Source organism: Pseudomonas sp. T1.Ur, assembly GCF_023516725.1.
Classification (GTDB): Bacteria; Pseudomonadota; Gammaproteobacteria; order Pseudomonadales; family Pseudomonadaceae; genus Aquipseudomonas; species Aquipseudomonas alvandae.
Genome location: NZ_JAMGSN010000001.1, coordinates 3,270,099 through 3,296,557 on the forward strand (window position 1 = coordinate 3,270,099; position 26,459 = coordinate 3,296,557).

Below are 26,459 nucleotides of genomic sequence, written 5' to 3' on the forward strand. Positions count from 1 at the left end.
CCGACGCCGCGAGGCGTTCATCGTCATGCCTTAGTCCCCGTCTGCATTATTGGAAGTGTTGACCGGACATGAAGGCGATCAGGGCCAGGAACTGCTCTTCGGAACAGTGCATGCACAGGCCCATCGGCGGCATGCCGTTGTAGCCGTTGATCGCGTGGTCCAACAGGGTGTCGGAGCCCTGGGCAACCCGTGGGGCCCAGGCGTTCGTATCGCCAGTCAACGGTGCGCCGGCGCCGGGGTTGGCGTGGCAGAGCTTGCAGCTGCTGTCGTAGACCTGGGCCAGCGCCGCATCGCTGGGCATGGCCGTGAGCACCGTGGGCGTTGGGGGGTTGGCCTCTTCGCCGCAGCCTGCCAGCAAGGTACCGAGCAGGAGGATGACGGCTGGCTTGAGCCAGATTGAAGGTGTCGTTGCCGGCATGGGGCCCTCTTGGCTGCGCTTTTCTTGTTGTCGGTCAACACTAAGGCACGCCAGCGCGTCGGCTTGAGGTCATTGGGGGCCATAAAAGGGTGCTTGGGCGGCCAGCCCATTCACTGCGCCCCTGTGGCGAGGGAGCTCGCTCCCGCTGGGGCGCGCCCGTAAGAGCTGTCTCGGAGCTGCGTAGGAGCTGCGTAGGAACTGCGTAGGAGCTGCGTAGGAGCTGCGTAGGAGCTGCGTAGGAACTGCGTAGGAACTGCGTAGGAGCTGCGTAGGAGCTGCGTAGGAGCTGCGTAGGAACTGCGTAGGAACTGCGTAGGAGCTGCGTAGGAGCTGCGTAGGAGCTGCCGAGTGCAACGAGGCTGCGATCTTTCCACCGACAATTGAGTCAAGAGCGAAAGATCAAGATCAAGATCAAGATCAAAAGATCGCAGGCTTCGCCAGCTCCTACAGAGCCCAGCGGGGGCAAGCTTCCTCGCCACGGTTTTTTCCAGCCCCAGACAAAGGGTGTTGCTCAGGGCAACAGCAATTTTTGCTCGCGCTCGCACAACTGCACCACGTAATCCCACAACACGCGCAACCGTACGGATTTGTGCAGTTCGCGGCGGGTGCTGATCCAGTAGCTGCGGCAGATGGTTTCGTCCGGCAACAACGGCACCAGCGTCGGGTCGCCGCTGGCCATGTAGCACGGCAGCACGGCGATCCCCAGGCCCGAACGCGCGGCCTGTTGCTGGGCGATCACGCTGGTGCTGTGGAACACCACCCGAGGCTTGCGGCAAAAGCTGTTGAGGAACATCAGTTCCTGGCTGAACAACAGGTCATCGACGTAGCCGATCCAGGCGTGTCGGGCCAGGTCCTCGCGGCTGCGCAAGGGCGGCGAGCGATCCAGGTAGGCCTGGCTCGCATAAAGCGCCAGGCTGTAGTCGGTGAGCTTGCGCGTCACCAACAGGTCGGCCGCCGGGCGTTCGAGGTGAATGCTGATTTCCGCCTCGCGGTTGAGGATGCTGACAAAGCGCGGCACCGCCACCAGTTCCACCTCCAGCCCCGGATAACGCTGGAACAACCCGTCCATGCGACTGGCCAGGAACATGATGCCCAGCCCTTCCGTCACCCCCAGGCGGATCTTGCCCAAGGGTGCGCTGGATTGGGTGATGTCCTCCTGGGCCAGCAATGCCACGTTCTCCATGGCTTCGGCATGCTTGAGCAATGTCTCGCCGGCCGGGGTCAACTCGTAGCCCTGGGCATGCTGGACGAACAGCGCGGTGCCGAGGCTTTTCTCGATGGCCTCGATGTGCCGCGCCACCGTGGCGTGAGTGGTATTCAGGCGTCGTGCAGCCGTCAACAAACGCCCGCTGCGTTGCAGCTCCAGGAAATAACGCAAGTCATTCCAGTCGAACATGGGGCGATCCTTGGGTGGGCCTGAAGGCAGGGCTGTTTATAAACGCACAGCGGCTGCGCAAAAACTAACATTCTTTTGACGAAAACTAACAACTAGGATGAACGCCACAAAAACAATAAACGAGGTCGCGAATGCAACCTGTCGTCGATGAATACGATTACGTGGTCGTGGGCGCCGGCCCTGCCGGGTGCTTGCTGGCCAATCGGCTTTCGGCCAACCCGCAACACCGGGTGCTGCTGCTCGAAGCCGGCGGGCGCGATAACTATCCGTGGATTCACATCCCGGTCGGCTACCTGTTCTGCATCGGCAACCCGCGCACCGACTGGTGCTTCAAGACCGAAGCCCAACCGGGCCTGCAAGGGCGCGCCCTGAGCTATCCGCGCGGCAAGGTCCTGGGCGGCTGCTCATCGATCAACGGCATGATCTACATGCGCGGCCAGGCCGCGGACTACGATGGCTGGGCCGCCGAAGGCAACCCTGGCTGGGCCTGGAAAGACGTGCTGCCACTGTTCAGGCAAAGCGAAAACCACTTCGCGGGCGATTCCGAGATCCACGGCGCGGCCGGCGAATGGCGAGTCGAACGCCAGCGCCTGTCATGGCCGATCCTCGACGCCTTCCGCACCGCCGCCGAACAGAGCGGCATCCCCAGCGTCGAGGATTTCAATGGCGGTGACAACGAAGGGTGTGGCTACTTCCAGGTCAACCAGAAGGCCGGGGTGCGCTGGAATGCGGCCAAGGCCTTCCTCAAGCCGATTCGCAATCGCCCCAACCTGACAGTATTGACCGAGGTCGAAGTCGACCGCGTGCTGTTGCGAGACGACCGGGCCCACGCCGTCAGCGCTCGCTGGCAAAGCAAGAACATGACCTTCAAGGCCCGCAGGGAAATCGTCCTGTGCGCCGGGGCGGTCGGTTCGCCGGGCATCTTGCAGCGCTCCGGGATCGGCCCGCGCAGCCTGCTGCAACGCCTGGGGATCGGCGTCGTGCACGAACTGCCGGGCGTGGGCGGCAACCTGCAGGATCACCTGCAACTGCGGCTGATCTATCAACTGGAAAACGCCCGCACCCTGAACCAGATTGCCGGCACGCTGCTGGGCAAGATGGGCATGGGCCTGCGCTACCTGTACGACCGCAGTGGCCCGCTGTCCATGGCCCCGAGCCAACTCGGCGCGTTCGCCCGCTCGGGGCCGGAACAGACCTCGGCCAACCTCGAATACCACGTGCAACCGTTGTCCCTGGAACGCTTCGGCGAACCGTTGCACAGCTTCCCGGCGTTCACCGCGTCGGTGTGTGATTTGCGCCCGATGAGCCGCGGGCGGGTGGACATTCGTTCGGCCGATCCGAGTGAAGCGCCGTTGATCCAGCCCAACTACTTGAACCATCCCGAAGACCTGCGCGTCGCCGCCGACGCCATTCGCCTGACCCGACGGATCGTCGCCTCCCCGGCCCTCGGCGCCTTCAAGCCGGTGGAATACCTGCCCGGCCCGAGCCTGCAAACCGAAGAGGAACTGCACCAGGCCGCCGCCCGCATCGGCACGACGATTTTCCACCCGGTGGGCACCTGCCGCATGGGCCAGGACGGCGATGCGGTGGTGGATGCACAACTGCGCGTGCACGGCATCAAGGGCCTGCGCATCGCCGATGCCTCGATCATGCCGCGCATCACCTCGGGCAACACCTGCTCGCCGACGTTGATGATTGCCGAGAAGGCGGCGCGGATGATCCTCGAACCCGCCACCGTAAGCTTCACCAGCCAAAAGGAGCCTGCCACGGTCTGAAAAACACCAACGATCCCCCTGTGGGAGCGAGCTTGCTCGCGATGACGGCGGCACCTCGATACCTAGGCGTCAGACAAACCGCTATCGCGAGCAAGCTCGCTCCCACAGGGGGCATGAGTCGATTCAAGGAACGTGCGTCAAATCAGGAGACGCCTCACCCGGCGTCGCAGTGGAACAACAAAAACAATCACTGTGAGGGATACCGCTATGTCTGAACATGTTCAGCCCCTGGAAGCCACGCGCAGCGCCGGCGCCAGCCAGGAAACCCAGAAAGTCATCTTCGCCTCGTCCCTCGGGACGGTATTCGAGTGGTACGACTTTTTCCTCTACGGCGCCCTCGCGGCGGTCATCAGTAAACAGTTCTTCGCCGGGGTGAACGACACCACGGCGTTCATTTTCGCCCTGATGGCCTTCGCCGCCGGTTTCATCGTGCGGCCGTTCGGTGCGCTGGTGTTCGGGCGGCTGGGTGACATGATCGGGCGCAAGTACACGTTCCTGGCAACCATCGTGCTCATGGGCCTGGCCACTTTCTGCGTCGGCCTGCTGCCCAACTACGCCAGCATCGGCATCGCCGCGCCGATCATCCTCGTGGTGCTGCGCATGCTCCAAGGCCTGGCCCTGGGCGGCGAATACGGCGGCGCCGCGACTTATGTCGCCGAGCACGCCCCCATCGGCAAGCGCGGTTTCCACACCAGTTGGATTCAGTCCACCGCCACCCTCGGGCTGTTGCTGTCGCTGCTGGTGGTGCTGGGCTGCCGCTACTTTACCGGCGATCAGTTCGAGGTCTGGGGCTGGCGCATTCCGTTCCTGCTGTCGATCCTGCTGCTGGGCATTTCCACTTGGATCCGCCTGAGCCTCCACGAGTCGCCGGCCTTTCTGAAAATGAAAGAAGAAGGCAAGTGCTGCAAGGCACCGATCCGCGAATCGTTCGGCAAATGGGAGAACCTGAAGGTGGTGCTGATCGCCCTGTTCAGCATCAACGCCGGGCAAGCGGTGACGTTCTACGCCGCGCAGTTCTACGTGCTGTTCTTCCTCACCCAATTCCTCAAGATGGACCCGGCCCTGGCCAACAGCCTGCTGATTGTCAGCGTGGTGATCGGCGCACCGTTCTTCATCTTTTTCGGTTGGCTGTCGGACAAGGTCGGACGCAAACCGGTGCTGATGATCGGCCTGCTGCTGGCAACCGCGCTTTACTTTCCGATCTTCAAGACCCTCGCCCACTACGCCAACCCGGCCATCGACCAGGCCAGCCGCCAAGCGCCGATCAGCGTGATCGCCGACCCGGCCACCTGCACCTTCCAGTTCGACCCGGTGGGCAAGGCGCGATTCGACAGCCCGTGCGACAAGGTCAAGACCTTCCTGGTCAAGCAAGGCCTGCCCTACAGCAGCGTCGCGGCACCGGCCGGCAGCCCGGTGCAAGTGAATGTCGGCGACGTGAAGCTCGAAGGCTACGACGAGGCCGCCCTGCGCGGCGCAGTGACCTTGGCGGGCTATCCGCAAAAAGCCGATGCCCAGCAGATCAACCGGCCAATGATCGTCGCCCTGATCGTGGCCCTGATCATCATCTCGGCCATGTGCTACGGCCCGCTGGCGGCGCTGATGGTCGAGTTGTTCCCGACCCGGATCCGCTACACCTCCATGTCCCTGCCCTACCACATCGGCAATGGCTGGTTCGGCGGTTTCCTGCCCACGGTCTCGTTTGCCCTGGTGGTCTATACCGGGGATATCTTCTACGGGCTGTGGTACCCGGTGGTGATTACCGGCGTGAGCCTGGTGGTCGGGATGATCTGCCTGCGGGAAACGCGGAACGTGGATCTGGACACTAACTGAACCCGAGTGTGGCGAGGGAATGAACGTCCCTCGCCACGGGCTTCAAAAGCGTGCCTTTACCGTCGCGGTGAAGTTGCGGGGTTCACCGTAATAGTTACCGAAGCTCTCCGTCCCGATGGTGGTGTAGTAACGCTTGTCGAACAGGTTGTTGCCGTTGAGCGCCACTGACCAGGTGTCATCGATGCGGTAGCCAACGCGACCGTTCCACACGGCATAACCGGCCTGGGTGATCTTCTCGCTGCTGACCGGCGATACGCGGAAGTTATCGCTTTGGGCATTGACCCCGGCGCCGACGCTGAACCGTTCCAATGCCCCGCCGAGGGCGTAGTCGCCCCACAGGCGTAGCACATGGCGCGGCACGTAGCTGTTGAACGAACCACCGTTGAGGCTGGCGTCAATGTCGTCGAGCGTCTTGGTCTGGGTGTAGGTGTAGCCGGCCAGCAGTTGCAGGCGCTCGATAACCTCACCGCTGATCTCGGCTTCGAAACCCTGGGCGCGGACTTTGCCGGCGTTCTCGTAGCAGTAGCCATCCGACGACGCACAGCTTGAGTTGTAGTCGGTCTGGGCCTGGTCTTTCTGCACCGTGCGGAACAGGTTGAAAGCGGTGTTCAAGCGGCCCTCGAACCATTCGCCCTTGATCCCCAATTCATAACTCTCGCCCATCAACGGCTTGAGCGCCGAACCACTTTGCGAGCGGTAATTGCCTTGGGGCGTGAAGATGTCCGAGTAACTGGCGTACGCGGTCAGGTGTTCGTTGAGGTCCAGCAACACGCCGGTAAACGGCGTGACCTGGCCGGTCTCGGTGCTCCTGGCGTGTTCCGTACCGCCCGTGAGAAATACCGAGTCACTCTTGGAGCTGTACCAGCTCACCCGGCTTCCCACTACGAAGGTCAACGGGTCCGCCAACTTCAGGCGCAGCGTCGAATACACGCCGTGCTGCTCGGTGACCGTCTTGACCGGACCACCTCGCGTCGAGTTTTCGATGAAGTAGCTGTCGTCCGGCTCGGGAATGTGCCGGTCCGGATCGAATACATCCTGCTTCTGTGGCAACAAGGCGACCGAGTAGAAGTCGTCTTTGTCCGAACGACTGGCATTGACGCCGAAGATCAGCTCATGACGCTGGCCGAAGGCGTCGAACTTGCCGTCCAAGTAGGCGTCGAGACCGTAATCGACCTGATCATAGTCGTACAGGCTGCCGAGCAGATTGGTGGTCGAGGAACCGGGTGCCACCGAGCCTGATGCAAACGCGTATTTGATGTCCTGGGTATTTTTCGTATAGACCCCCGCGACCTTCACGGCCCAGTCGTCGTTGAGCTGATGCCGCAGGTCGCCGAACACTGTGGTCCGCTGGCTGCGCCAGGTATTCCACGACGGGTCCAGGCATGTGGAACGACTGAGTTTCAAATCGCTGCCATCCCGGTAGCGTGGAAGCCCACCCCAGCACGGGCTCGCATCGACGTCCTCATAGGCCACGCCCAGGCCGAGCGTCGTGTCGGGCGTCAGGTCAACGTCCAGGGCGCCGTAGTAGACCTGATCCTTGCGCTGGGCATCGTCGTAGAAATAATGCCGGCTCTGCTCGGCGATCACCGCCCTGCCCCGCACGGTGCCGGCGTCGTTCAGGGGGCCGCCTGTATCGACTTGCCCGCGGTAGTTGTCCCAAGTGCCACCCGAGAGGCTGAGTTCAGTCTGGGGCGTGGCCTGGCCGCGCTTGCGAACGAAATTGACGCCACCTGAAGTACCACCGGAACCCTTCATCATCCCGGCGGCGCCGCGCAGGACTTCGACCCGGTCGTAATAGGCCATGTCACTGCTGAAGCTGTCGGCCTGGACATAGCTGTTGCCCATGTCCAGCGGAACACCGTCGTACTGGTATTGGCCCGACATCCGGAACCCGCGGGAATAGAAATACTTGCCGCCCATGGTCGAATCGTAGACGGTGATGCCGGGCGTTTTTTCCATGACCTGATCGATGGTGTTCAGGTTCTGGTCGTCGAGCATCTTGCGGGTGATTACCGTGACCGATTGCGGCGTCTCGCGCAGCGTGTGTTCGCCTTTGCCGATGGTGACCGCTCCGGTGGTGTAGGAGCCGCTATCTTCGGTGGTCGCCGTGAGCAGTTGTCCGTCGATGGTGGTGGTGCCCAATTCCATGACCGAACCGCGAGAAGGCGCAGCACGAAGCCGATAGGTCCCGCTGACCTGGAGCTCGGCTTGCAGGCCGCTATCGCCCAGGATGCGAGCGAAGCCGTCGGCCACGCCAAAGGACCCGTTCAAGCCTGGCGACTGTAACCCTTGGAGTTGAGCGGCATCGAACGAGATTGCAACACCGGCCTGGCTGGCGAAGCGCGTCAACACATCCATGAGGGTGCCAGCGCCAATAGTGTAAGCCTGCACCGAGCGTTGCTGGCCCGAAGCTCCTGGAGGGGTGCTCGCCTGCACCGTCCAGGCACTGGAGGACGTAACAGCCAACAATCCGATTTTCATTGCAATCGCCAGACGACCTGGCGCGTTCACGCGAGACATGCGTCCCCTCCCCCACAGTCAAGAAATTCACTGAGGGATGAGCCGAACGATGCCGACAAAAAGTGCAAAACATTTTTTATTGAATGATGCGGGGGGATCGAGGTTAACCGCTATGTGACACCTGAACCCAGAACCGGCTGTATCGAGTCACCCGCAATGGGAAACCGCTTTCCAGCGCCGCAAGGGCAAGGTCGGTATTGTCGATGGGAAAAACGCCTGAAACTTTCGAATCGCCGATAGCCGGGTCGCAACGCAGTATTCCCACGCGATAGCGCGACAGCTCTGCCAACAAGGCATCCAATCGACGGTCGATGGCAATGATGCTGCCCTGTTGCCAGGCGCCGACCGACACGTCGTTGGCCCTTGGCCTGCCCAGCGCCTGGTCGCTGAAATCCAGCTGGTTGCCGGCATCGACCCGCATCGCGGGTCCGCCAGTGCGCAAACTGACCTCGACGGCCTTTTCAAGCACTGCCACCTCGCCACGCCGGGCCTGGGCGCGGACGATAAAACGGGTTCCCAAGGCCAACACTTCGACTTGCTCAGTGACGACCTTGAAGGGGCGCTGCGAAGGATCGACTGCAGTCGTGACGATAATCTCGCCCCACAGCAGCCGTATAACGCGTTGTTTGCCATCGAAACGAACGTCGATCGACGTGTCGGTGTTGAGCAATACGGTGCTGCCGTCCGCCAATTGGAACGCTCGCCGTTCGCCGATGCCGGTCCGGTAATCGCAACGCAAGTTCTGCGCGGTCTCGCTTCGCCAGCCCAACCACCCCAGGCAACCGGTGGTCGTGAGCAGCAAGGCGCTTCGCAACACTTGCCGTCGCGAACGGCCAAGAGGTTCGCTCAAGGTCGGGGCGGCCAATGCGCCCGGCACGCTGGCCATTTGTTCGGACACCGCCGCCATGCGTTGCCACGCCTGATCATGCAACGGATCCGCGGCCAACCAGGCCCGCCATCCGGCCCGATCCGCGTCAGCCGCGGTACCGGAGTGCAGCCGGGCGTACCATTGCGCCGCGGCACGAATGGCTTGTAGTTGCTCGGGCGACAGGCTCATGCAAGCTGCAACTGGATCTGCATCAGGCAGCAGTGTTCCATGGCCTTGGCCATATGGTTATTGACCGTGCGCACGCTGACACCCAGGCGCTCGGCGATCTGCGGGTACGTCAGGCCGTTGAATTGCGACAGGATGAACACCTGCTTGACCCGCGGTCCCAGCCCTTGAAGCAGTCGATCGATTTCCATGAGGGCCTGGAACAGAATCGCCTGCTCTTCCAGCGACGGCTGCTGCCGTTCAGGCATGGCGGCCAGCGCATCCAGGTACGATTGCTCAAGGGAGCGGCGGCGAAAAAGGTCAACCAGCAAGCCTTTGGCGATCATCGACAGATAGGGTCGCGGCTCGCGTATATCCAGGGCCGAGCGCGCCTTGATCACGCGAACGAACGTATCCTGGGCCAGATCAGCCGCATCGAACGTGTTACCAAGGCGTTTGCGCAGCCAGCCTTGAAGCCAGCCGTGATGGTCGCAATACAAATCGTTGACGGCACTGCGTAAGAACAGATCGTTGGCGGACATGACAATGGAATAATTCGCGACTGATAATGAATCGCATTGTCATCGCAGCAACCGCCGCTTTGCAACCCAAACCTGCGCGGACGGTTCCTGCCCTGTCGCCCTGCGTCAGTGCACTGAATGGCTTTTCACCGTGCTCTCCACCAGATCCAGCATCTGCCCCAGCGCCCACGGCTTGGCGATGAACGAGGCATGGTGCTTGATCCCGGCGCTTTCCGGCGTCTCGTAGCCGGACATGATCAGCAGCGGAATCTGCGGCCAGCGATCCCCGGTCAGGTTCGCCAGGTCCGCTCCGTCCATTGCCCCGGGCATGGTGATGTCGGTGAGTAGCAGGTCCACGTAGTCGGCGCTTTCCTCAAGAAAGGTCAACGCCGAATCGGCGCTTTCCCGAGGCTCAACGACAAAACCTTCGTCCTCCAGGATTTCACAGAGAAACTCCAGGATGGTCGGGTCATCCTCAACAACGAGAATCAAACGTGTGGTCGCCTGTCCGTTGCCCTTCGGCATCGAATTCATGAAGTGACTCTCCCTGATTCCATTAACTTGCCTTGCGGTTTCACCCGCTCTGCAAGTTATGAGCGATGCCCTGGCGATAAATTCATTCTGCTTGTCCACACAGGCGCCGGGCGTCGCGCCTGGCGGGCCGTCGCAACGCAGCGCAACGCCTTATCTGTATATCCATACAGATAAAGCTTGCCCCGGCGCCGATCCCTGACCATGCTAGCGCCCCATGAAACCTGCTCGGAAGAGGCGTTATGCGGTTGTACCTGTGTGAAAAACCGTCCCAGGCCAAGGACATCGCCGCCGTGCTGGGCGCCACCCGGCGCGGCGATGGCTGCTGGCTGGGCGCGAACGTCACGGTCACCTGGTGCATCGGCCATCTGCTGGAAACCGCCCCGCCCGACGCCTACGACGCCCGCTACAAGCGCTGGGTGCTGGCCGACCTGCCCATCGTGCCGGTCCAATGGAAGATGACAGTCAAGCCGAAGACCGCCAGCCAGTACAAAGCGGTCAAGCGCCTGTTGGGTGAAGCAAAGGAACTGGTGATCGCCACGGATGCCGACCGCGAGGGCGAAATGATCGCCCGGGAGCTGGTGGAGCATTGCCGCTATCGCGGGCCCATCCAACGATTGTGGCTGTCGGCCCTGGACGAAGCGTCGATCCGCAAGGCCCTCGCCGCCCTCAAGCCGGGGGCGGAAACCTTCAACCTGTACCATTCGGCCCTCGGTCGCTCCCGGGCCGACTGGCTGATCGGCATGAACATGAGTCGCCTGTTCACATTGCTGGGACGCCAGTCCGGCTATCAGGGCGTCCTGCCGGTGGGCCGCGTGCAAACACCGACCCTGCGGCTGGTGGTGGATCGCGACCGCAGCATCGCCGATTTCGTCCCGGTCGCCTACTGGGCCATCGATGTCCAACTGAGCCATGCCGGCACGGCGTTCATCACCCAGTGGCGCGCCGACCCGGATGCCTGCGACGACCAGGAACGCTGCCTGAACCAGGCCCTGGCCCGAGAGGCCGCCCAGGCCATGGCCAACGCCGCCACCGCCCGGGTGGTCAAGGTGCGCACCGAACGCCTGCGCGAGGCGGCACCGTTGCCGTTCGACCTGGGCACCCTGCAGGAAGTCTGTTCGAAGAAGCTCGGCCTTGGCGCCCAGGAGACCCTGGACATCGCCCAATCGCTCTACGAAACCTACAAGCTCATCACCTATCCGCGCAGTGACTGCGGCTTCCTGCCCTTGAGCCAGCACAGCGAGGCGCCTGCCATCCTGGCCGCCCTCGCCCAGGCCGACCCGGGGCTCGCCCCGCTGCGCGATCACCTGCAGCCGCAGCGCAAATCCCGGGCCTGGAACGACGCCAAGGTCAGTGCGCACCACGGCATCATTCCCACGGCGGCGGCGAAGAACCTCGACAAGCTCGCCGGCAAGCAACGCGCCGTCTACACGCTGATTCGCGCACGTTACCTGGCGCAGTTCCTGCCCAACCATGAATACGACCGGACCCAGGCCGACTTCGACTGCGCCGGGCAGGACCTGCGTGCGGTGGGCAAGCAGATCGTCGAGCCCGGCTGGAAACGCGCCCTGCCCGAAGCCCTGGCGCCCGCACGAGGCCGCGAAGCACCGGCACCGCAAGCCCTGCCGGCACTGGCCGAAGGTCACGATTGCGCGGTGGACGAGGTGAAACCCAAGGACCTCTGGACCCAGCCGCCCAAGCCATTCACCGAAGGCGACCTGATCAAGGCGATGAAAAACGTCGCCAAGCTGGTGGAGGACCCGCTGCTCAAGCAGAAACTCAAGGACACCACCGGCATCGGCACCGAAGCGACCCGGGCCTCGATCATCCAGGGCTTGCTCGACCGTGGCTACCTGGTGAAAAACGGCAAGGCCCTGTCCGCCACACCGGCGGCCTTCAGCCTGATCGACGCGGTGCCGCGGGCGATCGCCGATCCCGGCACCACCGCCATTTGGGAGCAAGCGCTGGACATGGTGCAAAGCGGCGAGATGAGCCTGGAAGAATTCGTCACGCGGCAAGCCGCCTGGATGAGCAAGCATGTGGCCCGCTGCCAAGGCATGAGCCTGACCATCAACGGCCCCGCCAGCCCCGCCGGGCGCGGGGCGGCGCCATGGAAGAAAAAACGCAAGCCGGCCAAGCGCAAGGCTGGTGGCGCGCCGCGCAAGGCCAAGGCCACCTGACTGTCAAATGAGATCCCTGGCTCACGCTGGGCTGCTCTGTAGGAGCTGGCGAAGCCTGCGATCTTCTGATCTTCTGATCTTCTGATCTTTTGATCTTTCGAACTTTTGATTTTTCATTCGAGATTCAAGTGTCCTCAGAAAGATCGCAGCCTCGCTTCGCTCGGCAGCTCCTACAGCGCAGGCCAGCGGGAGCAAGCTCCCTCGCCACGGATCATCATCCACCGCCTTTTTTCATACCCAAATCATTTTGTCCGACAATATGTAGTGACCAAAAATAATCACTACAAAACCGTTGACGCCTCCGATTTCGCCTTGCATGATGCAGACGTCTCCCCGATCGGGAGTACTGGCAAATGTTTGAGCAAGCTCGTCTGACCGCCGAGCTGTTTTTTTCGATAAGGGACTGCCCACAAGGCAGATTGAAGGTGCTGACCTGGCATGACCGTCCGGTGACAAGGACGAGAAACGCTGGCGATCAATCCTCATGACGCATGGGCTCGACCCTCTAAAGTCGACACTGGCCTGAAGATTCTTCGCTGTTTCTCCTCGTTGTAGCGCATTTGCGTAGCAGCCCTTCGATTAACACTACACAACCGATGCACGAACCCGCTGAAGTCCGGCGGACGAACGCTGACGGCCTGATTTCGGTATCAGGCAGGCACTTACCGAACAGCGAAGTTTTGCGAACCACCAGACAGATCAACCAAATGGTCAAGGGGCTTACACATGAATCTGAACAACCAACCATCTATTGATGAACTGGCTCGCATGTTCGCAGCACACAAGGACAGCCTGGATAGCCATATCCTGTGGATCAGCAAGACCGGCCAGGTCCATATGGACTGCCTCTCGCCTTTTACCCAGGAAGAGGAATTCGAAAAGCACCAGCAAGACTTGTGTGCCCGGCTGAAGATGTACCGCCGTGGCCAGGGCTACGTCGGCAAGAAAGCCGCCGCCGACAAAGACTTCATGGGCCGCGTGCTGCAAACGCTGACCCAGGCCTGGCAATCGGTACAACACTCTTCCGAGGTCCGGGTCATCGACCGCCTCTGCTGATATCCCACAATCGGCATAGGGGTCGGCCTTTTCACAGGCCGCTCCCCTGCCACACCACCCGGCATGCGGGTCCGCACCGGGCGGTTCGAGAGATTGAGGTTATGAGAGTCGCACCAGACCCAGCCTGTCGAACCAGGCCACATCCAGCACTCGATTAAGCTCAAAGCGGCTGTTACGCCACCAACTACATGAGTTAGCCGCCACTTTCCGTGCGGTTTGAGCACTGGCCCCCAGAGCCCGCAGTTCGCGATAGATCGTCGGTCCACGCCTCCATTGCTTAAGCTGGATCGCTCGCAGTCGGTGTCGTATCCATTCGTCCAGCTCTCGCCAGACCTTCGGTGTTTGCGATAACCCAAAATAAGCTTTCCAGCCCAAGAGATAAGGACGTAAGTTTTCGACAACCTGCCCCATGCTGCGTCCCCCTGAGCGACGGGTGAGCACGCGTATTCGCTGCTTGAACTGCTTGCGCGCCTTGACCGACACCGCTCTCTTGACGCCTTTGGGTGACGCCCAAAAGGCATAGCCCAGAAACTTGCGACCAAATGCACTCGCCACCGCACTCTTGCTCTCGTTGACACTCAAGTGCAGTTTTTCATACAGACGCTTCAGCAGGACCATCACTCGCTGCCCAGCCTTCTTGCTGCGAACGTACACATTCGCATCATCGGCATAACGCACGAAACAATGGCCCCGACGTTCAAGCTCTCGATCCACTTCGTCCAGCAGCACATTCGCCAACAGCGGCGACAGCGGACCGCCTTGCGGCGCCCCGCAGCGGCTTTTCTCGACTACTCCATTGATCTGCGTTCCCGCATCCAGATACGCCCGAATCAGCCGGATAGCCGCCCGATCCGCAATCCGCTTGCATAAACGATCAATCAAAATGTCGTGGTCGACCCGGTCGAAGAACTTCTCCAAATCAACATCCACTACCACTTTGCGTCCCGAAGACACATGTCGCTGAGCCGCCAAAATGGCGTCCTGCGCACTGCGCCCCGGACGAAAACCGTAGCTGTGTTCACTGAAGGTTGGATCGAGCAGTGGCTGCAGGACTTGCAGCAATGCTTGTTGGATCAACCGGTCGGTGACCGTTGGAATGCCCAACTCGCGTTCGCCGCCGTCAGGCTTGGGGATGACCGCGCGTCGTACCGGACTGGGCCGGTAGACGCCTGAGAGAAGCTGTTCACAGATCACAGGCCATCGGGTCTGCAAAAGTTTCGCGGTCTGTTCAATGTCCAAACCGTCGACTCCTGCCGCCCCTTTGTTAGCCCTGACTCGTTTCCAGGCTCGTTTCAGGTTTGCTCTCGCAAAGGCCCGTTCCAGCAGCCCTTGCCCTGCGTTGTCGGTTTCATTTTGCGGGCAATTGACCTCGTCGCTGATGGGGCTTCTCACGGCTTCACCGCTCGCGTCCTCACATCCGCCCCGCGTTTGGCAGGCTTCTGACTTCCGGTTTCTCGCATCAACATGGCCTATAACGCTTTCTCTCGTTCGGCCCTTCGTCAAAAAAGACTACTACGGCCTCTGCTGACTTCTCGCTCCGGTTTTTTTCACCGTCGCCCTTTCAGGCACAAGGCGAGATCTCCCCAGGTAAGAACGCAATCCTTCCCCGCACAACCGCCGAATTTACGCTGCCGCCCTTTGACCACAAGAGCTTCGCGATTTGCAGCTCGCTCGCCCTGGTCAGCATCGCCTTATATCCAGTTCTTGTTCATCGGCTCGCGGTTTCGATTCACGCTTCCTCCCCACACTCGGTCGCCCTCATGCAGTTGCGCTTCACTTCGTTCGCTGTGGTCAGCTCACGGTGGGACTTTCACCCACAAGATTGCGCCCATGCTGGGCGCACCACAAAAAGGGCCCGCTCCTGAGTCAGGAGCGGGCCCTTTTTTGTGCTACGGGAAACTAGAACACCGACCAGCCAATCCGCTGGCTGAGCAATTCCAGCGCCGCCATGCCGGCCAGGGAGTTGCCGGCCGCGTTGAGCTCCGGCGACCAGACGCAGACCGTGAACTGCCCTGGCACCACGGCGACGATCCCGCCGCCCACACCGCTCTTGCCCGGCAGGCCGACACGGTAGGCGAAGTTGCCCGCCTCGTCGTACAGCCCGCTGGTGGCCATGATGGAATTGACTTGCTGGGTCTGGCGAGCGCTGAGGATCTGCTCGCCGCTGTGCTTGCAGAAACCGTCATTGGCGAGGAAACAGAACGCACGCGCCAGGTCGATGCAGTTCATTCGCAGCGCGCAATGGCTGAAGTAGCTGCGCAGCACCGCTTCCACATCGTTATGGAAGTTGCCGAAGGACTGCATCAGGTAGGCCATCGCCGCGTTGCGGGCCCGGTGCTGGTATTCCGACTCGGCGACCTTGCCGTCGACCATCACCTGGGGATTGCCCGACAGCCGTCGGACGAAATCGCGCATCGACAATGCCGGAGCGGCGAAGCGCGATTGGTTGATGTCGCAGATCACCAGCGCGCCAGCATTGATGAACGGATTGCGCGGCCGACCGCGCTCGAATTCCAGCTGTACCAGGGAGTTGAAGGGCTGGCCGGACGGCTCATGGCCCAGGCGCTCCCAGATGGCCTCGCCGGAATGCTCGATCGCCTGCACCAGGCTGAACACCTTGGAAATACTCTGCACCGAGAACGGCGTTGCGGCGTCGCCCGCACAATACATCTCGCCATCATTGCTATACACGGCAATGCCCAACTGATTGGCCGCCACCGTGCCGAGGGCGGGAATGTAGTTGGCCACCTTGCCCTGACCGATCAGGGGGCGAACCGCATCGAGGATCTCGTTCAACAGTGCTTGCATGCGCAGGGGTCCCGTCATTCCCCGTTCGAGTGCGGGGATACAGACGCTAGACGCTGGTCAGGCGAATCAGAGCACACTGGGTTGGCCAAAAAAAACGTGGCGAGGGAGCTTGCTCCCGCTGGGCTGTGGAACAGCCCCCTTGCTGGTCGCCGCAACCGGACAGACCGAGCGATTGGATGAGGGGCCCCTGCGCAGCCCAGCGGGAGCAAGCTCCCTGGCCACAAAAGCGTCCGTCCAGGGATTTCAAAAAGTGGCGCGGGCGCTAGTCGCGAAATCCGGCGGTCTATAGTCAATGATCAACCGGCAGGAGGTACACGATGCGCCAGATCATGCAAAAGGAACCCTGGTGGGCCGCGCCGCCCCAGCCTGGGCAGGATGAAAGCGAATTGGAATGGGGGTGGCTGGTGATCTACAGCGAGGGCGAGCCGCGCTTCGAATTCATCAAGGAACGCCCCACGGACGAACAGATCCGCCATCGCAAGGGTTGCCGCGTCACGCTGGGGTCTGACTAGCAATACGGGTCAAGGCGCAATGGCAGGCAACTCCGCCGGCCGGTTGTCGAGGTCCGCTTCCACCAGGTTGCTGTCGATTTCCCCGGCCAGGTAATAGACCGCGGCCATCACCCCGCTGAGGGGATGCTTGAGGGATTTGAACCAGGCTTCGTCAAACGCGGTGCTCAGGCTCTTGCGAATTTGCGCTTCCATTTCCGGTCGCTCGCCCTCATGGATCATCGCGCGGATGCCCGCCACTCCCACTGAAATCAGCGCCCCCGCGGCTTTTCCGGCCACGGCGGCGGCCGCACCGGTCGCCCCTCGCGTGGCAAATTGCGCTTCGATTTTTTCACTGGTGCGTTGCGCCACCGTGGCGATCACCGCGTCCGACGGACCTGAACCGGTGTCGGCGGCCTTGTCGACATGATCGATCAGCGCCGCATAGGCCGGCAGGGTATCGAGCGGTTCGGTGTGGACCATCTCGTACAACGACGCATTGCGCGCCGCTGGCGGGCCGAGGTCGATGGCCCTGATGCCATGCAAGCGTCGGCTCATCAATTGCGCCGGGATGCGATGGCGTTGGGCAATCACCTGGATCTGTTGATTCAGCAGGCGCAGGTAATAACGTGTTGCGTTGGCCCTGATCGCTTCGGGATCGATTTCCAGCGCCACCGGCTCCAGCACTTGCTCGCGATACTGTTCCTGCAGGTACACCGCCAGGCGCTTGGCCGGGGAATCCTCCTCGCCCTTGGCGCTGGCTGAATACCAACTGACCTTCACGGCCATCCATTCCTGGGTCCAGTAGCTGCTGAACCACGGAATGAATGCAGCCTCGGTGCGTTCATACACCAGCACCCGCCAATGCTCCATCGAGCCGCGGGCATAAACCTGGGCCTGTTCGGTAGCGCTTTTCGACGCGGCGAGGATAAGTTGGTCGACCTGCCGCCAGGTGTCCTGGGAAATCGCTGCCGTGGCGACCTGCTGGCCGCGCTGCGACGTGGCGCACCCCGCCAGAACGAGCATCATGGCCAGCATCAGCGAACGCAGCACGATTGCGCCACCCGGGCACCCAGGGATTCATGGATTTGAGTATAGGCGCTGGAATCGGGTCGGTGCCCGGTGGCGAGGGTCGCAGCCGTTAGAACCGGGTGAAATGCGCGAATTGCCAGTCCTCCGCCGCGCCCTCCGCGGTAGGCTTGGGGCTGGCGCCACTGGGTGTCCAGTCGGTGCGCTGGCCCACCAGCGTGCCCAGGTATGGCCGGGCGATTTCCAGCACGCGCTCATGGTCCATCTGTTCGGGCTCGACGATGCCGCGATCCGGATGCTCGATCGCCCAGACGATCCCCGACAGCACCCCCGCCGCCACTTGCAGGCTGGTGGCGTTGTTGAAGGGCACCAAGGCGCGGGCTTCGTCGATGCTCAACAGCGAGCCGAACCAGTAGGCATTCAAGTCATGCCCCATGAACAACACGCCCAGGGCATCGATCCCACCGCTGTCGATTTCACCGTTGAGGATGCGCTGCCGGGTTTGCGCCTGCCAGCCTCGACCGATCAATTCATGGACCGACAGCAACGCGTCATTGCAGGGGTGATAGGCGTAATGCAGGGTCGGCCGATAGACCCGTTTACGTTGTTCCTTGACGGTCAGCAGATCGGCCGTCGAAGCGGTTTCATGGTGGGTGATCATCAAGCCCAGGCACGGGCCGCCCAGGGGTGTCCAGGTTTTTACCAGCACGCCGGCACTCGGCCGCTCCAGATAGATCGCGTTACGGCTGCCAAACCGATGACGCCGGGCGGACGCCGGCCACGTACGTTCATGGCTGCCCCAACCCAACTCCGCAGGTTGGCTGCCTTCGCTGATGAAACCTTCCACCGACCAGGTGTTGACGAACTCATCATCCTCCTTGGGACGGTGGGAACGCTGGGTGTCGCGCTCGGCAAAATGAATCACCTTGATCCCCAGTTCCATGCACAACCTGGCCCAGTCGACACCATCACGGGTCTCGGGTAACGGATGTTCCAGCTGCAAGGCCAGCTCCATCAGGCCGGCCTTGAGCAAATGTGTGATCAAGCCGGGGTTGGCGCCGTGGGCGACCACCGCGGTCGGCCCTTTGCCCAGGGTCTTGCGCAACCCCAGCACCTGGTAGCGCAATGCGTAATTGGTGCGATGGGACGGGTCCAACCGTGGATCGTTGTAGCCGCCGGCCCACGGCTCGACGCAGGTGTCCAGGTACAAGGCGCCTTTGTCGAATGCATAGGCGATGACCGCCAGGGAACTGACTTCCACCGACAGGTTGACGATGAAGTCGCCGGGCTTGACGAAGCGATCGAGGATTTGCGCGAAGGTGTGCTCGGTCAGCGCCTTGCGGACAAAACGGATGCCCCGTTCCTTGAACCAGATGTTCTGCTCGATCACCGGGGCGATCACCGTGATCTGCTCGACCTTGATGTGATCCTGCCCCAGTAGCAGGGGCAAGGTGGCCCGGGCGATGGAGCCGAAGCCGATGAAGACCAGATGACCGGTGAACGGGACCTGACGTTTCATGTGCCGCCTCCTTGGGAACGGTGTACCGCGCATGAAATAACCGAACGACGATCGATGCTACTGCCCATACTGACAGGCGCGACGCAAGGTCCATCCCGCGCCGCGCCCTGTCCGTCTACGAAGTACCCAGCCCGCCGGAAAGGTCCGCACCGGAGTGCGCCCGTTCGTGGGCCGGCGTGACGGTTGGTTCGTCTCGATGCTCGGTGGTCTTGCTCACCGTGTCGCGCACCGTTTCATAGCCCTCGCGGGCCTTTTGCCTGGCCTTGTCGGTCAGCCCGGCGCTGGTCTTGCCCATCACGCGTTGCTCGGTGGAAGTACTCGGCAAGGCCGCGCCCAGCATCGCCCCGAGGGCGATACCCGCTGCCGCCATCATCAACGGTTGTTCCTTGAGCAAGCGGCTGAACTGATCGCCCAGGTCATGGGACCCCTGGGTCATGCGGTCTCCCGTTTCATGCGCGCGGCTGCGGGCATGGCGAGCACCGGCGCTCAAATCAGCAGCCAGGTGCGAGGCCTTGTCCTTGAGGTGATGGAAGCCTTCGCGCAAGGAGTCGGTGGTGTCGTGCAGATGATTCCTGGCACTGCCCAAGCCACTCGCAAGCCCCTCGCTCCAACCGCTGCCGTCCTGGTCGGGTCCGACGCGATAACCGACCCGGGGCGGGTGGTTCTGGCCGAGCATCAACCAACACAGGCCAACCGTGGTGAGCACGGTCGGCACCGGGTTGTTGCGCACCGTCGTGCCCAGGTTGCCGAAGAATTCCGCGCCATTGCCCTTCACCAGGCCCAGCGCCTGGTCGAGCATCTGCCCCGGTGTGAATTTGCTGCCCAGGGCATCGACGATGTCGCTGATATGGGCGCGCTGCTCATCGATCTCGCGCTCGATGGTCTCAGGGCTCTTTTGCGATTCGGTTTTGAATTCATCCTTCATGAGGCTTTCCTCCGCAGGGCTTCCTGATCCTTGTTCAAGGCGTCGAGCGTTCGGTCAGGCTTGAAATGGGACGGTTCGAATTGTTTCTTGCCGGATTGCACCATGACAAAACCGATGATCATCACCACGACGCCGACGATCAGCGCGGCCAGCCACGGCGCCATCATCGTGCTCAGGCCATACACCACCGCCATCAGCAGGATGATGAAACCGGCCATCAGCACCATCGCGCCACCGGCGACCCCGGCGATGCCCGCTTTCAGCGTGTTGAGGCTGGCCTGGAACTCCGCCTTGGCCAGTGCCAGTTCCTTGGTAAACAGCGAGGGGACTTCGTGGGTCAGTTGCCGAAGCAGCCCCACGACCGAAGCATCGTTTTCGGGCACCGAGGTCCCGGTGGAACGCTGGATATCTGGGTCTGGTCGGTTCATCACAATTCTCCTCTGGTATTGGCCGAGTCCGGCAACGAACCGGTGGCGAAATCACTGGGATGGTCCTGGACGCTGGGTGAAGTCGGGGTGACGCCGGTGGCCAGGCCGCTGCTCGTGGCGGCGCCAGGACCAATCGGGTCAGGCACGGGGTCGAACGACTGGGCGCCGAACCCGCCGGCGGGGGGAGTCGAATGCCCGGCGGCTGGGTCGTCGACCTCGGTGGCAACCGGTGAGGTGCCAGCCTTGAGAAACCGCGACAGCCCGAACCCCACCGCGATGCTGCCGGCGAGGAACAAGCCAGGATTTTCCCGCGCCAGGCGAGAACCGTCGTGCAGCAGTTGCTCGGCACTCTTGTTGCGCAGTTTGCTGGCCAGGCCGCTCATGCTGTCGGCCATGTCCGCCAGGTAATGGGACACGCCAAGCGTGTCGTTGGCTTCCAGTTCCGACATGGCGGACTTGGCGCCACGCGCCAGCGCATCGATCTGGTCCGCCGCCGTATCGCGGTATTGGCCGAAATGCGCATCGGCCCGTTCGCGGGCGCTGCCGATGGCTTCGTTCACGTCATCCTTGATGTTATGCAACGACTCTTCTGGTCGCCCACGGCCTGAAGTGTCGCTTTGTCGCTCGGGGTTATTGTCCGGGATAGTCATGTCTGTCCATCGCCTCCGTGATGAAAAACTCAACAACAGGCAACCGCCGTGCGATGCCCGATTAAGTGCTCTCAGAACAAATGACGGGACGCGCGGGAACTGAGTTCAAACGAGTTTGAACGCTGGACGCTGGGTGGTCGCAGGGGCCGTTGGGTTGGGTTTCGCTAAAAAAAACGGGCATTGGCTGAACACCAATGCCCGATCCAACAATGAACCCGTGGCGGGGGAGCTTGCTCCCGCTGGGTGGGTAGGAGCTGCCGAGCGAAGCGAGGCTGCGATCTTTTCCCAGGCATTTGAGTCTCAAGCGAAAGATCAAAAGATCAAAAGATCAAAAGATCAAAAGATCAAAAGATCAAAAGATCGCAGCCTTCGGCAGCTCCTACACGCAGTCCAGCGAGAGCAAAAGCCGGCTGGATCGATCTCACGACTCCATCGTCGCCGCCTGGTTGCCGCCCTGCTCGGCAATCTTCGACAGTTTCTCGTCGGTGGCTTTTTCTTCCTTGAGGGTCGCTAGCAGGAGTCCAACAACCTCATTGCCCAAGTTCAAATGCTTGGCCATGGCGATCAGCGTGCCGTAGCTGGCGATTTCATAATGCTCGACTTTTTGCGCCGCACCGATCAGCCCCGCGTCGAGCACCGCGCCTTTGTCGATTTCCTCGATCAGTTCCTTGGACTCTTCCACCAGCCCTTCCATGGCGATGCACTTCATGCGCTTGAGCTTGATGCCCGCCACTTCCACCAGGGTGTCGATGCGTTCGATCTGCCCTTGGGTTTCTTCAAGGTGATCATTGAAGGCCTGGGCCAATAACGGGTTGGTGGTGGCCCGGGCCATGCGCGGCAAGGCGCGGGTGATCTGTTTTTCGGCGCTGTAGACATCGGACAGTTCGTGAATGAACAGGTCCGTCACGGTTTTTCTGGCCATCTGGGTATCCTCCGATCAATGAACGGCGAAGCCGCGCTTCACCTGTTCAATCACTGACTCGGAGGGTTTTGCGGATGTTCAAGAAATCTGCGAACGCCTGGACAAAGGGGACGAACGATTCAACCCAGCGCCGTGTCCAGGAACATCATCACCGCGAACCCCATCATCAACCCCAGGGTCGCCGGCGTTTCGTGGCCGTTGCGGTGGGTTTCCGGAATCACCTCGTGGGACACCACGAAAATCATCGCCCCCGCCGCCAGCCCCAGGCTGATGGGGTAAGCCACGGCCACGCCGGAGGACATGCCCAGGCCGATCACCGCGCCCAAGGGCTCCATCAATCCCGAGCCGACCGCAATCAACGCAGCGCGCAGGGTACTGATGCCGGTGACGCGCAAGGCCATGGCAATGGCGAGGCCTTCGGGGATGTCCTGGATGGCGATGGCGGTGGTCAGGGGCAGGCCGACCTTGAAGTCGCCATTGGCGAAACTGACGCCGATGGCCATGCCCTCCGGCAGGTTGTGCAGCGTGATCGCCAGGACAAACAACCAGACCCGGTTGATACGCTTGGCCTCGGGACCGCGTCGGCCACTGAGCTCATGCTCATGGGGCACGAAACGGTCGAGACCGATCATCAGCAGGACGCCCAGCCCCAGGCCGATCACGACGACAAGGGCGGCGAGCAACTGGTTGCCGCAAATGACCTGCGCGGCGTCGATGCCCGGCAGGATCAACGAAAACGAACTGGCCGCCAACATCATCCCGGCAGCGAACCCCAGCATGATGTCCTGGGTGCGGGATGAGATATCGCGCAACACCACCGCCATCACTGCGCCCAATGCCGTAGCGGCGAAACCGGAGGTACCGCCCAGCGCCGCATAACCCAGGTTCTGGCGATTGGCTCCCACCAGGGCGTTGTAGCCGCTGTAGAGCAACAGCGCGGCGACCAACGCCAATCCAAGCCAGAAGGCCAGCCCCCACAGCAGGTTGTTTTGCACGGGATCGAGCCAGGTACGCCAGGGCGATCGGATCCGGGAGGTGGGCTGGTCCATCGAATGTCCTTGTTGATTTAACCGCACGGTGCCTGATCGTCACCCGCAACCAAAGGAACGATCAAGCAATATGTTCAGGCGAGGGAGCCAGACCCCCTCGCCGATCCCTCACAACTTCTCGTTTTGCATCCCCGCGCCCAGGTCGGCGCCTGTCGTGGGGTTGCTTTCCGGGTTGGACATCGTCCGCGCCTTCATGTCCATCAGCAACGCTTCATCCTTCTCGCTCAACTGCACACTGGCCAGGCCATCGCCGCCATCGACCGCCGGCGTCGGGTTCTCGACAAATTCCCAATCGTCGCCCTGGTTCCAGGGACCGCGCACCGAAGGCTCGCCCTGGGACATGTTGAAGTACACGTTGGTGAACTCCGGCATGCCAGGCAATTTGCCTTGGGGGAAGTTGGGCTGGATGGCGTGCAGGGCTTTCTCAAACGACAACTGGTGCGCGATTTCGCGCGTCATCAAAAAGCCCAGGGCTTCTTTCACACCGGGGTCGTCGGTGACGTTCATCAGCCGCTCGTAAACGATTTTCGCCCGGGCCTCCGCGGCGATGTTCGAACGCATGTCCGCGGTCGGTTCGCCAATCGTGTCGATGTAGGCCGCTGTCCAGGGTACTCCCGCCGAGTTGGTCAACGGCGAACCGGCCCCATACAGCACGCTGGTGATATGGGAGTCGTTGCCCGCACCGTTGATCTCGCGATACAGCTGGCCTTCCTGCTCGACGCCTTCGGCCATCTTGCCCTTGGCGCCCTTGTTCAGCATGACGATGATCGAGCCGATCACCTCCAAGTGACTGAGCTCCTCGGTGGCGATGTCCATCAGCAGATCCTTGCGGCCCGGATCATCTTCGGACAGGGCCTGGGTGAAATAACGCGACGCGGCCGCCAATTCACCCTGGGCGCCACCAAACTGTTCCAGCAACAGGTTTGCAAGGCCTGGATTGGGCTCGGCGACACGCACGGTATATTGCAATCGCTTATTGTGAATAAACATGATTGAACTCCTCGGTCAGGACACAGTTCATGGGAACCCTGCCGACGACAGGCCCATGACAGTCAGAAGAAGTTAATGAAATAAAATTTATTTTTTATTCACGGCGCAAGACGAATGGTCGTTGCATCGCTGCATAACCAAAACACGCCTTAGTTGTGAACAGTCAAGCGAAGCCGGGCATGACATGCCCGACTTTATATACACTTTCATGCATTCGACGGTGCCGGCCCCATGTCAAATGACATGGGGCCGGCAGACCATGGGACATTACGAATTACGACCGCCACCGTGGCTGTTTTCCCCGCCTTTCTTACCGGCTTCGGAAGCCTTTTCCCGGTCATTGGCAAAGTTGCCACCGGAGGCTTGGCCACCTTTGCGACCCGCTTCCGAGGCCCGTTCAGGGTCATTGGCAAAATTGCCACCCGAGGCTTGTCCGCCCTTGCGACCGGCTTCTGCGGCACGTTCCGGATCGTTGGCAAAATTGCCACCCGACATGTGGCCACCCTTACGGCCAGCCTCGGCTGCGCGTTCCGGATCGTTGGCGAAGTTGCCGCCCGATGCCTGGCCGCCTTTCTTGCCGGCTTCAGATGCTTTCTCACGATCGTTAGCGAAATTGCCAGGGTTGTTATTACCTGTATTTGCCATTTCATTCACCTCGTTAGTTGCTATTTGCGAACCCTGTTGGCTCGTACTTATTCGGAAAACATGACGCATTCAAGGTTTGAAGAAAGTTCTTCAAACGGCGACGAACGGTCGCCACTTCTGTTTATATACCGCTGCGCTTGCGATGAATTGAAATTAACTATTACCCAAGCGGCGGTTAATACGTGGGAGCGAGCCTGCTCGCGAATGCAATGTATCAGTCAATATGAGTATTGAACTTTTAACTGCTTTCGCGAGCAGGCTCGCTCCCACACTGCCTGTTCCATCCATTTAAAACAGTGCGTGTCTTTCCACGCTGTCCGCCAAGGGCCGAGTGGCGCCGGCACCCCACTGCACCGGTCTCGTCACCCCGGCCTCGCGCCGTTCCAGGAAGCCAAAACTCGCGGGCTGCCGGTGTTGTCTTGCACCACCGCACTGACCGGCTTGCGGTGTCCGGGCACCCTGTCGCCGATGCCCGGATAAAGCGATGTTCAGGGTGAAATCGGGTCGCTGGCCGGGAACGTTTCCTCCAACGCTTCATCCAGCTGGTTGTTGGTGATATCCCTTTCGCCGACCTTGCCACTGTGCTCGCAATGGCAATCCGGCGCCGGGCACGGTTCTCCGTTGGGGTGTTGCTCGGCGCAGGCCTGACTGCAATAAGCCTCGCCGTCATGGTTGAACACCCGATCGGGATCGACATCGCAGTGGCAGCCGGGGCAGCCACACTTCAATTCGCTCATGATCCTTCTCCTGCACTGGAACTATCAGGATCCCACCAACAGTTGGACCTCAAGGTTCGCTGCCGCAACGCCATGCTTTGCCACATACACCTCGTCGGCCCAACCCTTGGTCAGGTTGCGATACGTCTGGGTGCCAAGGGCCGCGCCGCTGTCCCACTCCATGACGTCGCCAATGTCCACGTCGTTGGCGGGGCCCAGCTCGAGTACCGTGTGGCCGTCTTCTTCGGCCACGTAGACACCCACTCTCGCACTCTGTCGATTGATGGCTCTTACCTCACCGGTGGTCTGCTTCATGCCTGTCCTCTTTGCGTTTGACGGCAGGTTTGGCGCGGCCGCAATCAGCGGCCGCGCTTTTGCATCAGCGCTTGGCTTCGGTATGCGGGTTGGCCGAACGCTCGAGAAACGCCTGGGTGATTTCCGGCAGATGGTCGCGCAGCCAGTCGGCCATGGCGATTTCCTGGGGCAGGATCTGCTCGCAGGCCTTCTGGGTCTCGACATCGCCGGCCGCTTTCGCCGCCGCGATCAGCACCGTGTAGGAAGCGATCTCGAGGTTCTCGAATACGTAGCCACTCATGGCGCCCTTGACCACTTCGTCACTCATCGCCATGCCGCCCATGGCCTGACCGAACGCCATCAGCTTGCCGGCCATGTCCTTGAGCATCGACGGGCTGCCGCCCAGCCGCTGGATGCACCCTTCGACGAGTTTCTGCTGCCCGAGCGTCTCTTCGATGTGCTGTTCGATCCGAGCCTTGAGCACCGGATAATGCTCGAGGCGCTCGGCCTGGGCCTTGAGCATTTTCTCTGCTTGCTGTTCCATGGCGTGAGCGTCGTTGAGCCAATCCAGCAGGTTCTCTTTGGGGGTTGCCATTGCGTTCTCCTTATCCGTGTTCATTAGCGCAGCGCGGCGCAAGAGCGCTGAAGTACCGCACATAAGGTGGATTTCACCGGCGCTGGGAAAGTTTGAACAAACACCACGCGAGGGCGACGAAAGGCGTGGGACGAACCCGGT

General features: G+C 61.4%; 25 protein-coding genes. 5 read left to right on the plus strand and 20 right to left on the minus strand.

Annotated elements, in window-relative coordinates; all coding sequences use genetic code 11:
• Positions 1 to 46 precede the first annotated feature (46 nt).
• Positions 47 to 418 (minus strand): c-type cytochrome, encoded by a 372-nt coding sequence (locus tag M8Q45_RS14475; RefSeq protein ID WP_249875313.1) that lies wholly within the window; start codon positions 416 to 418, stop codon positions 47 to 49.
• 511 nt (positions 419 to 929) lie between these two features.
• The gene (locus M8Q45_RS14480; RefSeq protein WP_249875314.1) at positions 930 to 1,814 is read right to left on the minus strand and encodes a LysR family transcriptional regulator; all 885 of its coding nucleotides are present in this window, start codon (positions 1,812 to 1,814) and stop codon (positions 930 to 932) included.
• A 131-nt stretch (positions 1,815 to 1,945) separates the two neighbouring features.
• Between M8Q45_RS14480 and M8Q45_RS14485 the strand changes: the two genes are divergently transcribed.
• Both M8Q45_RS14485 and M8Q45_RS14490 read left to right on the plus strand, forming a co-directional pair.
• A complete protein-coding gene (locus M8Q45_RS14485) occupies positions 1,946 to 3,589 on the plus strand; it encodes a GMC family oxidoreductase (RefSeq protein WP_249875315.1) in 1,644 nt (547 codons plus the stop codon).
• Positions 3,590 to 3,796: 207 nt separating this feature from the next.
• Complete coding sequence (locus M8Q45_RS14490) at positions 3,797 to 5,419, plus strand: MFS transporter (RefSeq protein WP_249875316.1); 1,623 nt, start codon at positions 3,797 to 3,799, stop codon at positions 5,417 to 5,419.
• 42 nt (positions 5,420 to 5,461) lie between these two features.
• Here M8Q45_RS14490 and M8Q45_RS14495 read toward each other — a convergent pair whose 3' ends face one another.
• The 4 genes from M8Q45_RS14495 to M8Q45_RS14510 all read right to left on the minus strand — a co-directional run bounded on the left by M8Q45_RS14495 (position 5,462) and on the right by M8Q45_RS14510 (position 10,027).
• Positions 5,462 to 7,939, minus strand: a complete 2,478-nt coding sequence (locus tag M8Q45_RS14495) for a TonB-dependent siderophore receptor (RefSeq protein WP_249875317.1) — start codon at positions 7,937 to 7,939, stop codon at positions 5,462 to 5,464.
• A gap of 103 nt (positions 7,940 to 8,042) precedes the next feature.
• Entirely contained in the window at positions 8,043 to 8,996 is a 954-nt protein-coding gene (locus tag M8Q45_RS14500; protein WP_249875318.1) for a FecR domain-containing protein, read from the minus strand.
• The gene (locus M8Q45_RS14505) at positions 8,993 to 9,514 is read right to left on the minus strand and encodes a sigma-70 family RNA polymerase sigma factor (protein ID WP_030137936.1); all 522 of its coding nucleotides are present in this window, start codon (positions 9,512 to 9,514) and stop codon (positions 8,993 to 8,995) included. Before M8Q45_RS14505 ends, M8Q45_RS14500 begins: the two co-directional genes overlap by 4 nt.
• Before the next feature lie 105 nt (positions 9,515 to 9,619).
• Entirely contained in the window at positions 9,620 to 10,027 is a 408-nt protein-coding gene (locus M8Q45_RS14510; protein WP_030137935.1) for a response regulator, read from the minus strand.
• A gap of 239 nt (positions 10,028 to 10,266) precedes the next feature.
• Here M8Q45_RS14510 and M8Q45_RS14515 point away from each other — a divergent pair, with 239 nt between their 5' ends.
• Both M8Q45_RS14515 and M8Q45_RS14520 read left to right on the plus strand, forming a co-directional pair.
• Complete coding sequence (locus tag M8Q45_RS14515) at positions 10,267 to 12,204, plus strand: DNA topoisomerase III (RefSeq protein WP_249875319.1); 1,938 nt, start codon at positions 10,267 to 10,269, stop codon at positions 12,202 to 12,204.
• A 726-nt stretch (positions 12,205 to 12,930) separates the two neighbouring features.
• Complete coding sequence (locus M8Q45_RS14520) at positions 12,931 to 13,260, plus strand: hypothetical protein (RefSeq protein ID WP_249875320.1); 330 nt, start codon at positions 12,931 to 12,933, stop codon at positions 13,258 to 13,260.
• Positions 13,261 to 13,359: 99 nt separating this feature from the next.
• On the opposite strand, the gene ltrA is transcribed toward M8Q45_RS14520, so the two are convergent.
• Complete coding sequence (gene ltrA / locus M8Q45_RS14525; protein WP_249873897.1) at positions 13,360 to 14,652, minus strand: group II intron reverse transcriptase/maturase; 1,293 nt, start codon at positions 14,650 to 14,652, stop codon at positions 13,360 to 13,362.
• Positions 14,653 to 15,159: 507 nt separating this feature from the next.
• On the minus strand, positions 15,160 to 16,068 hold the full coding sequence (gene glsB / locus M8Q45_RS14530) for a glutaminase B (protein WP_030137932.1): 909 nt from the start codon (positions 16,066 to 16,068) through the stop codon (positions 15,160 to 15,162).
• A gap of 317 nt (positions 16,069 to 16,385) precedes the next feature.
• On the opposite strand from glsB, the gene M8Q45_RS14535 reads away from it, so the two are divergent.
• Positions 16,386 to 16,580, plus strand: a complete 195-nt coding sequence (locus M8Q45_RS14535) for a hypothetical protein (RefSeq protein WP_249875321.1) — start codon at positions 16,386 to 16,388, stop codon at positions 16,578 to 16,580.
• Between the two features lie 9 nt (positions 16,581 to 16,589).
• Here the strand turns inward: M8Q45_RS14535 and M8Q45_RS14540 are convergent, their stop codons facing one another.
• From M8Q45_RS14540 to M8Q45_RS14595, 12 genes are all read right to left on the minus strand, one after another.
• Positions 16,590 to 17,609, minus strand: coding sequence for a hypothetical protein (locus M8Q45_RS14540; RefSeq protein WP_249875322.1), 1,020 nt, complete (start codon positions 17,607 to 17,609; stop codon positions 16,590 to 16,592).
• A gap of 88 nt (positions 17,610 to 17,697) precedes the next feature.
• Positions 17,698 to 19,104: a saccharopine dehydrogenase C-terminal domain-containing protein gene (locus M8Q45_RS14545; protein ID WP_249875323.1), complete on the minus strand. Its 1,407-nt coding sequence runs from the start codon at positions 19,102 to 19,104 to the stop codon at positions 17,698 to 17,700.
• 115 nt (positions 19,105 to 19,219) lie between these two features.
• A complete protein-coding gene (locus tag M8Q45_RS14550; protein ID WP_249875324.1) occupies positions 19,220 to 20,029 on the minus strand; it encodes a DUF3618 domain-containing protein in 810 nt (269 codons plus the stop codon).
• Positions 20,026 to 20,457, minus strand: coding sequence for a phage holin family protein (locus M8Q45_RS14555; RefSeq protein ID WP_249875325.1), 432 nt, complete (start codon positions 20,455 to 20,457; stop codon positions 20,026 to 20,028). The genes M8Q45_RS14550 and M8Q45_RS14555 overlap by 4 nt, the downstream gene beginning before the upstream one ends.
• On the minus strand, positions 20,457 to 21,107 hold the full coding sequence (locus M8Q45_RS14560; RefSeq protein WP_249875326.1) for a hypothetical protein: 651 nt from the start codon (positions 21,105 to 21,107) through the stop codon (positions 20,457 to 20,459). Before M8Q45_RS14560 ends, M8Q45_RS14555 begins: the two co-directional genes overlap by 1 nt.
• A 421-nt stretch (positions 21,108 to 21,528) precedes the next feature.
• Complete coding sequence (locus M8Q45_RS14565; RefSeq protein ID WP_249875327.1) at positions 21,529 to 22,029, minus strand: YciE/YciF ferroxidase family protein; 501 nt, start codon at positions 22,027 to 22,029, stop codon at positions 21,529 to 21,531.
• A gap of 119 nt (positions 22,030 to 22,148) precedes the next feature.
• Positions 22,149 to 23,078 carry a ZIP family metal transporter gene (locus tag M8Q45_RS14570; protein ID WP_249875328.1) on the minus strand — a complete coding sequence of 310 codons (930 nt, stop codon included), beginning with the start codon at positions 23,076 to 23,078 and terminating at the stop codon, positions 22,149 to 22,151.
• Between the two features lie 108 nt (positions 23,079 to 23,186).
• Positions 23,187 to 24,068 (minus strand): manganese catalase family protein, encoded by an 882-nt coding sequence (locus M8Q45_RS14575; protein ID WP_030139704.1) that lies wholly within the window; start codon positions 24,066 to 24,068, stop codon positions 23,187 to 23,189.
• Between the two features lie 267 nt (positions 24,069 to 24,335).
• On the minus strand, positions 24,336 to 24,713 hold the full coding sequence (locus M8Q45_RS28635; RefSeq protein ID WP_033864476.1) for a con-10 family general stress protein: 378 nt from the start codon (positions 24,711 to 24,713) through the stop codon (positions 24,336 to 24,338).
• A gap of 488 nt (positions 24,714 to 25,201) precedes the next feature.
• Entirely contained in the window at positions 25,202 to 25,450 is a 249-nt protein-coding gene (locus tag M8Q45_RS14585) for a metallothionein (protein ID WP_030139702.1), read from the minus strand.
• Positions 25,451 to 25,474: 24 nt separating this feature from the next.
• A complete protein-coding gene (locus M8Q45_RS14590; RefSeq protein ID WP_181290640.1) occupies positions 25,475 to 25,744 on the minus strand; it encodes a hypothetical protein in 270 nt (89 codons plus the stop codon).
• Positions 25,745 to 25,808: 64 nt separating this feature from the next.
• Complete coding sequence (locus M8Q45_RS14595; protein ID WP_030139700.1) at positions 25,809 to 26,318, minus strand: ferritin-like domain-containing protein; 510 nt, start codon at positions 26,316 to 26,318, stop codon at positions 25,809 to 25,811.
• Between the last annotated feature and the right edge of the window lie 141 nt (positions 26,319 to 26,459).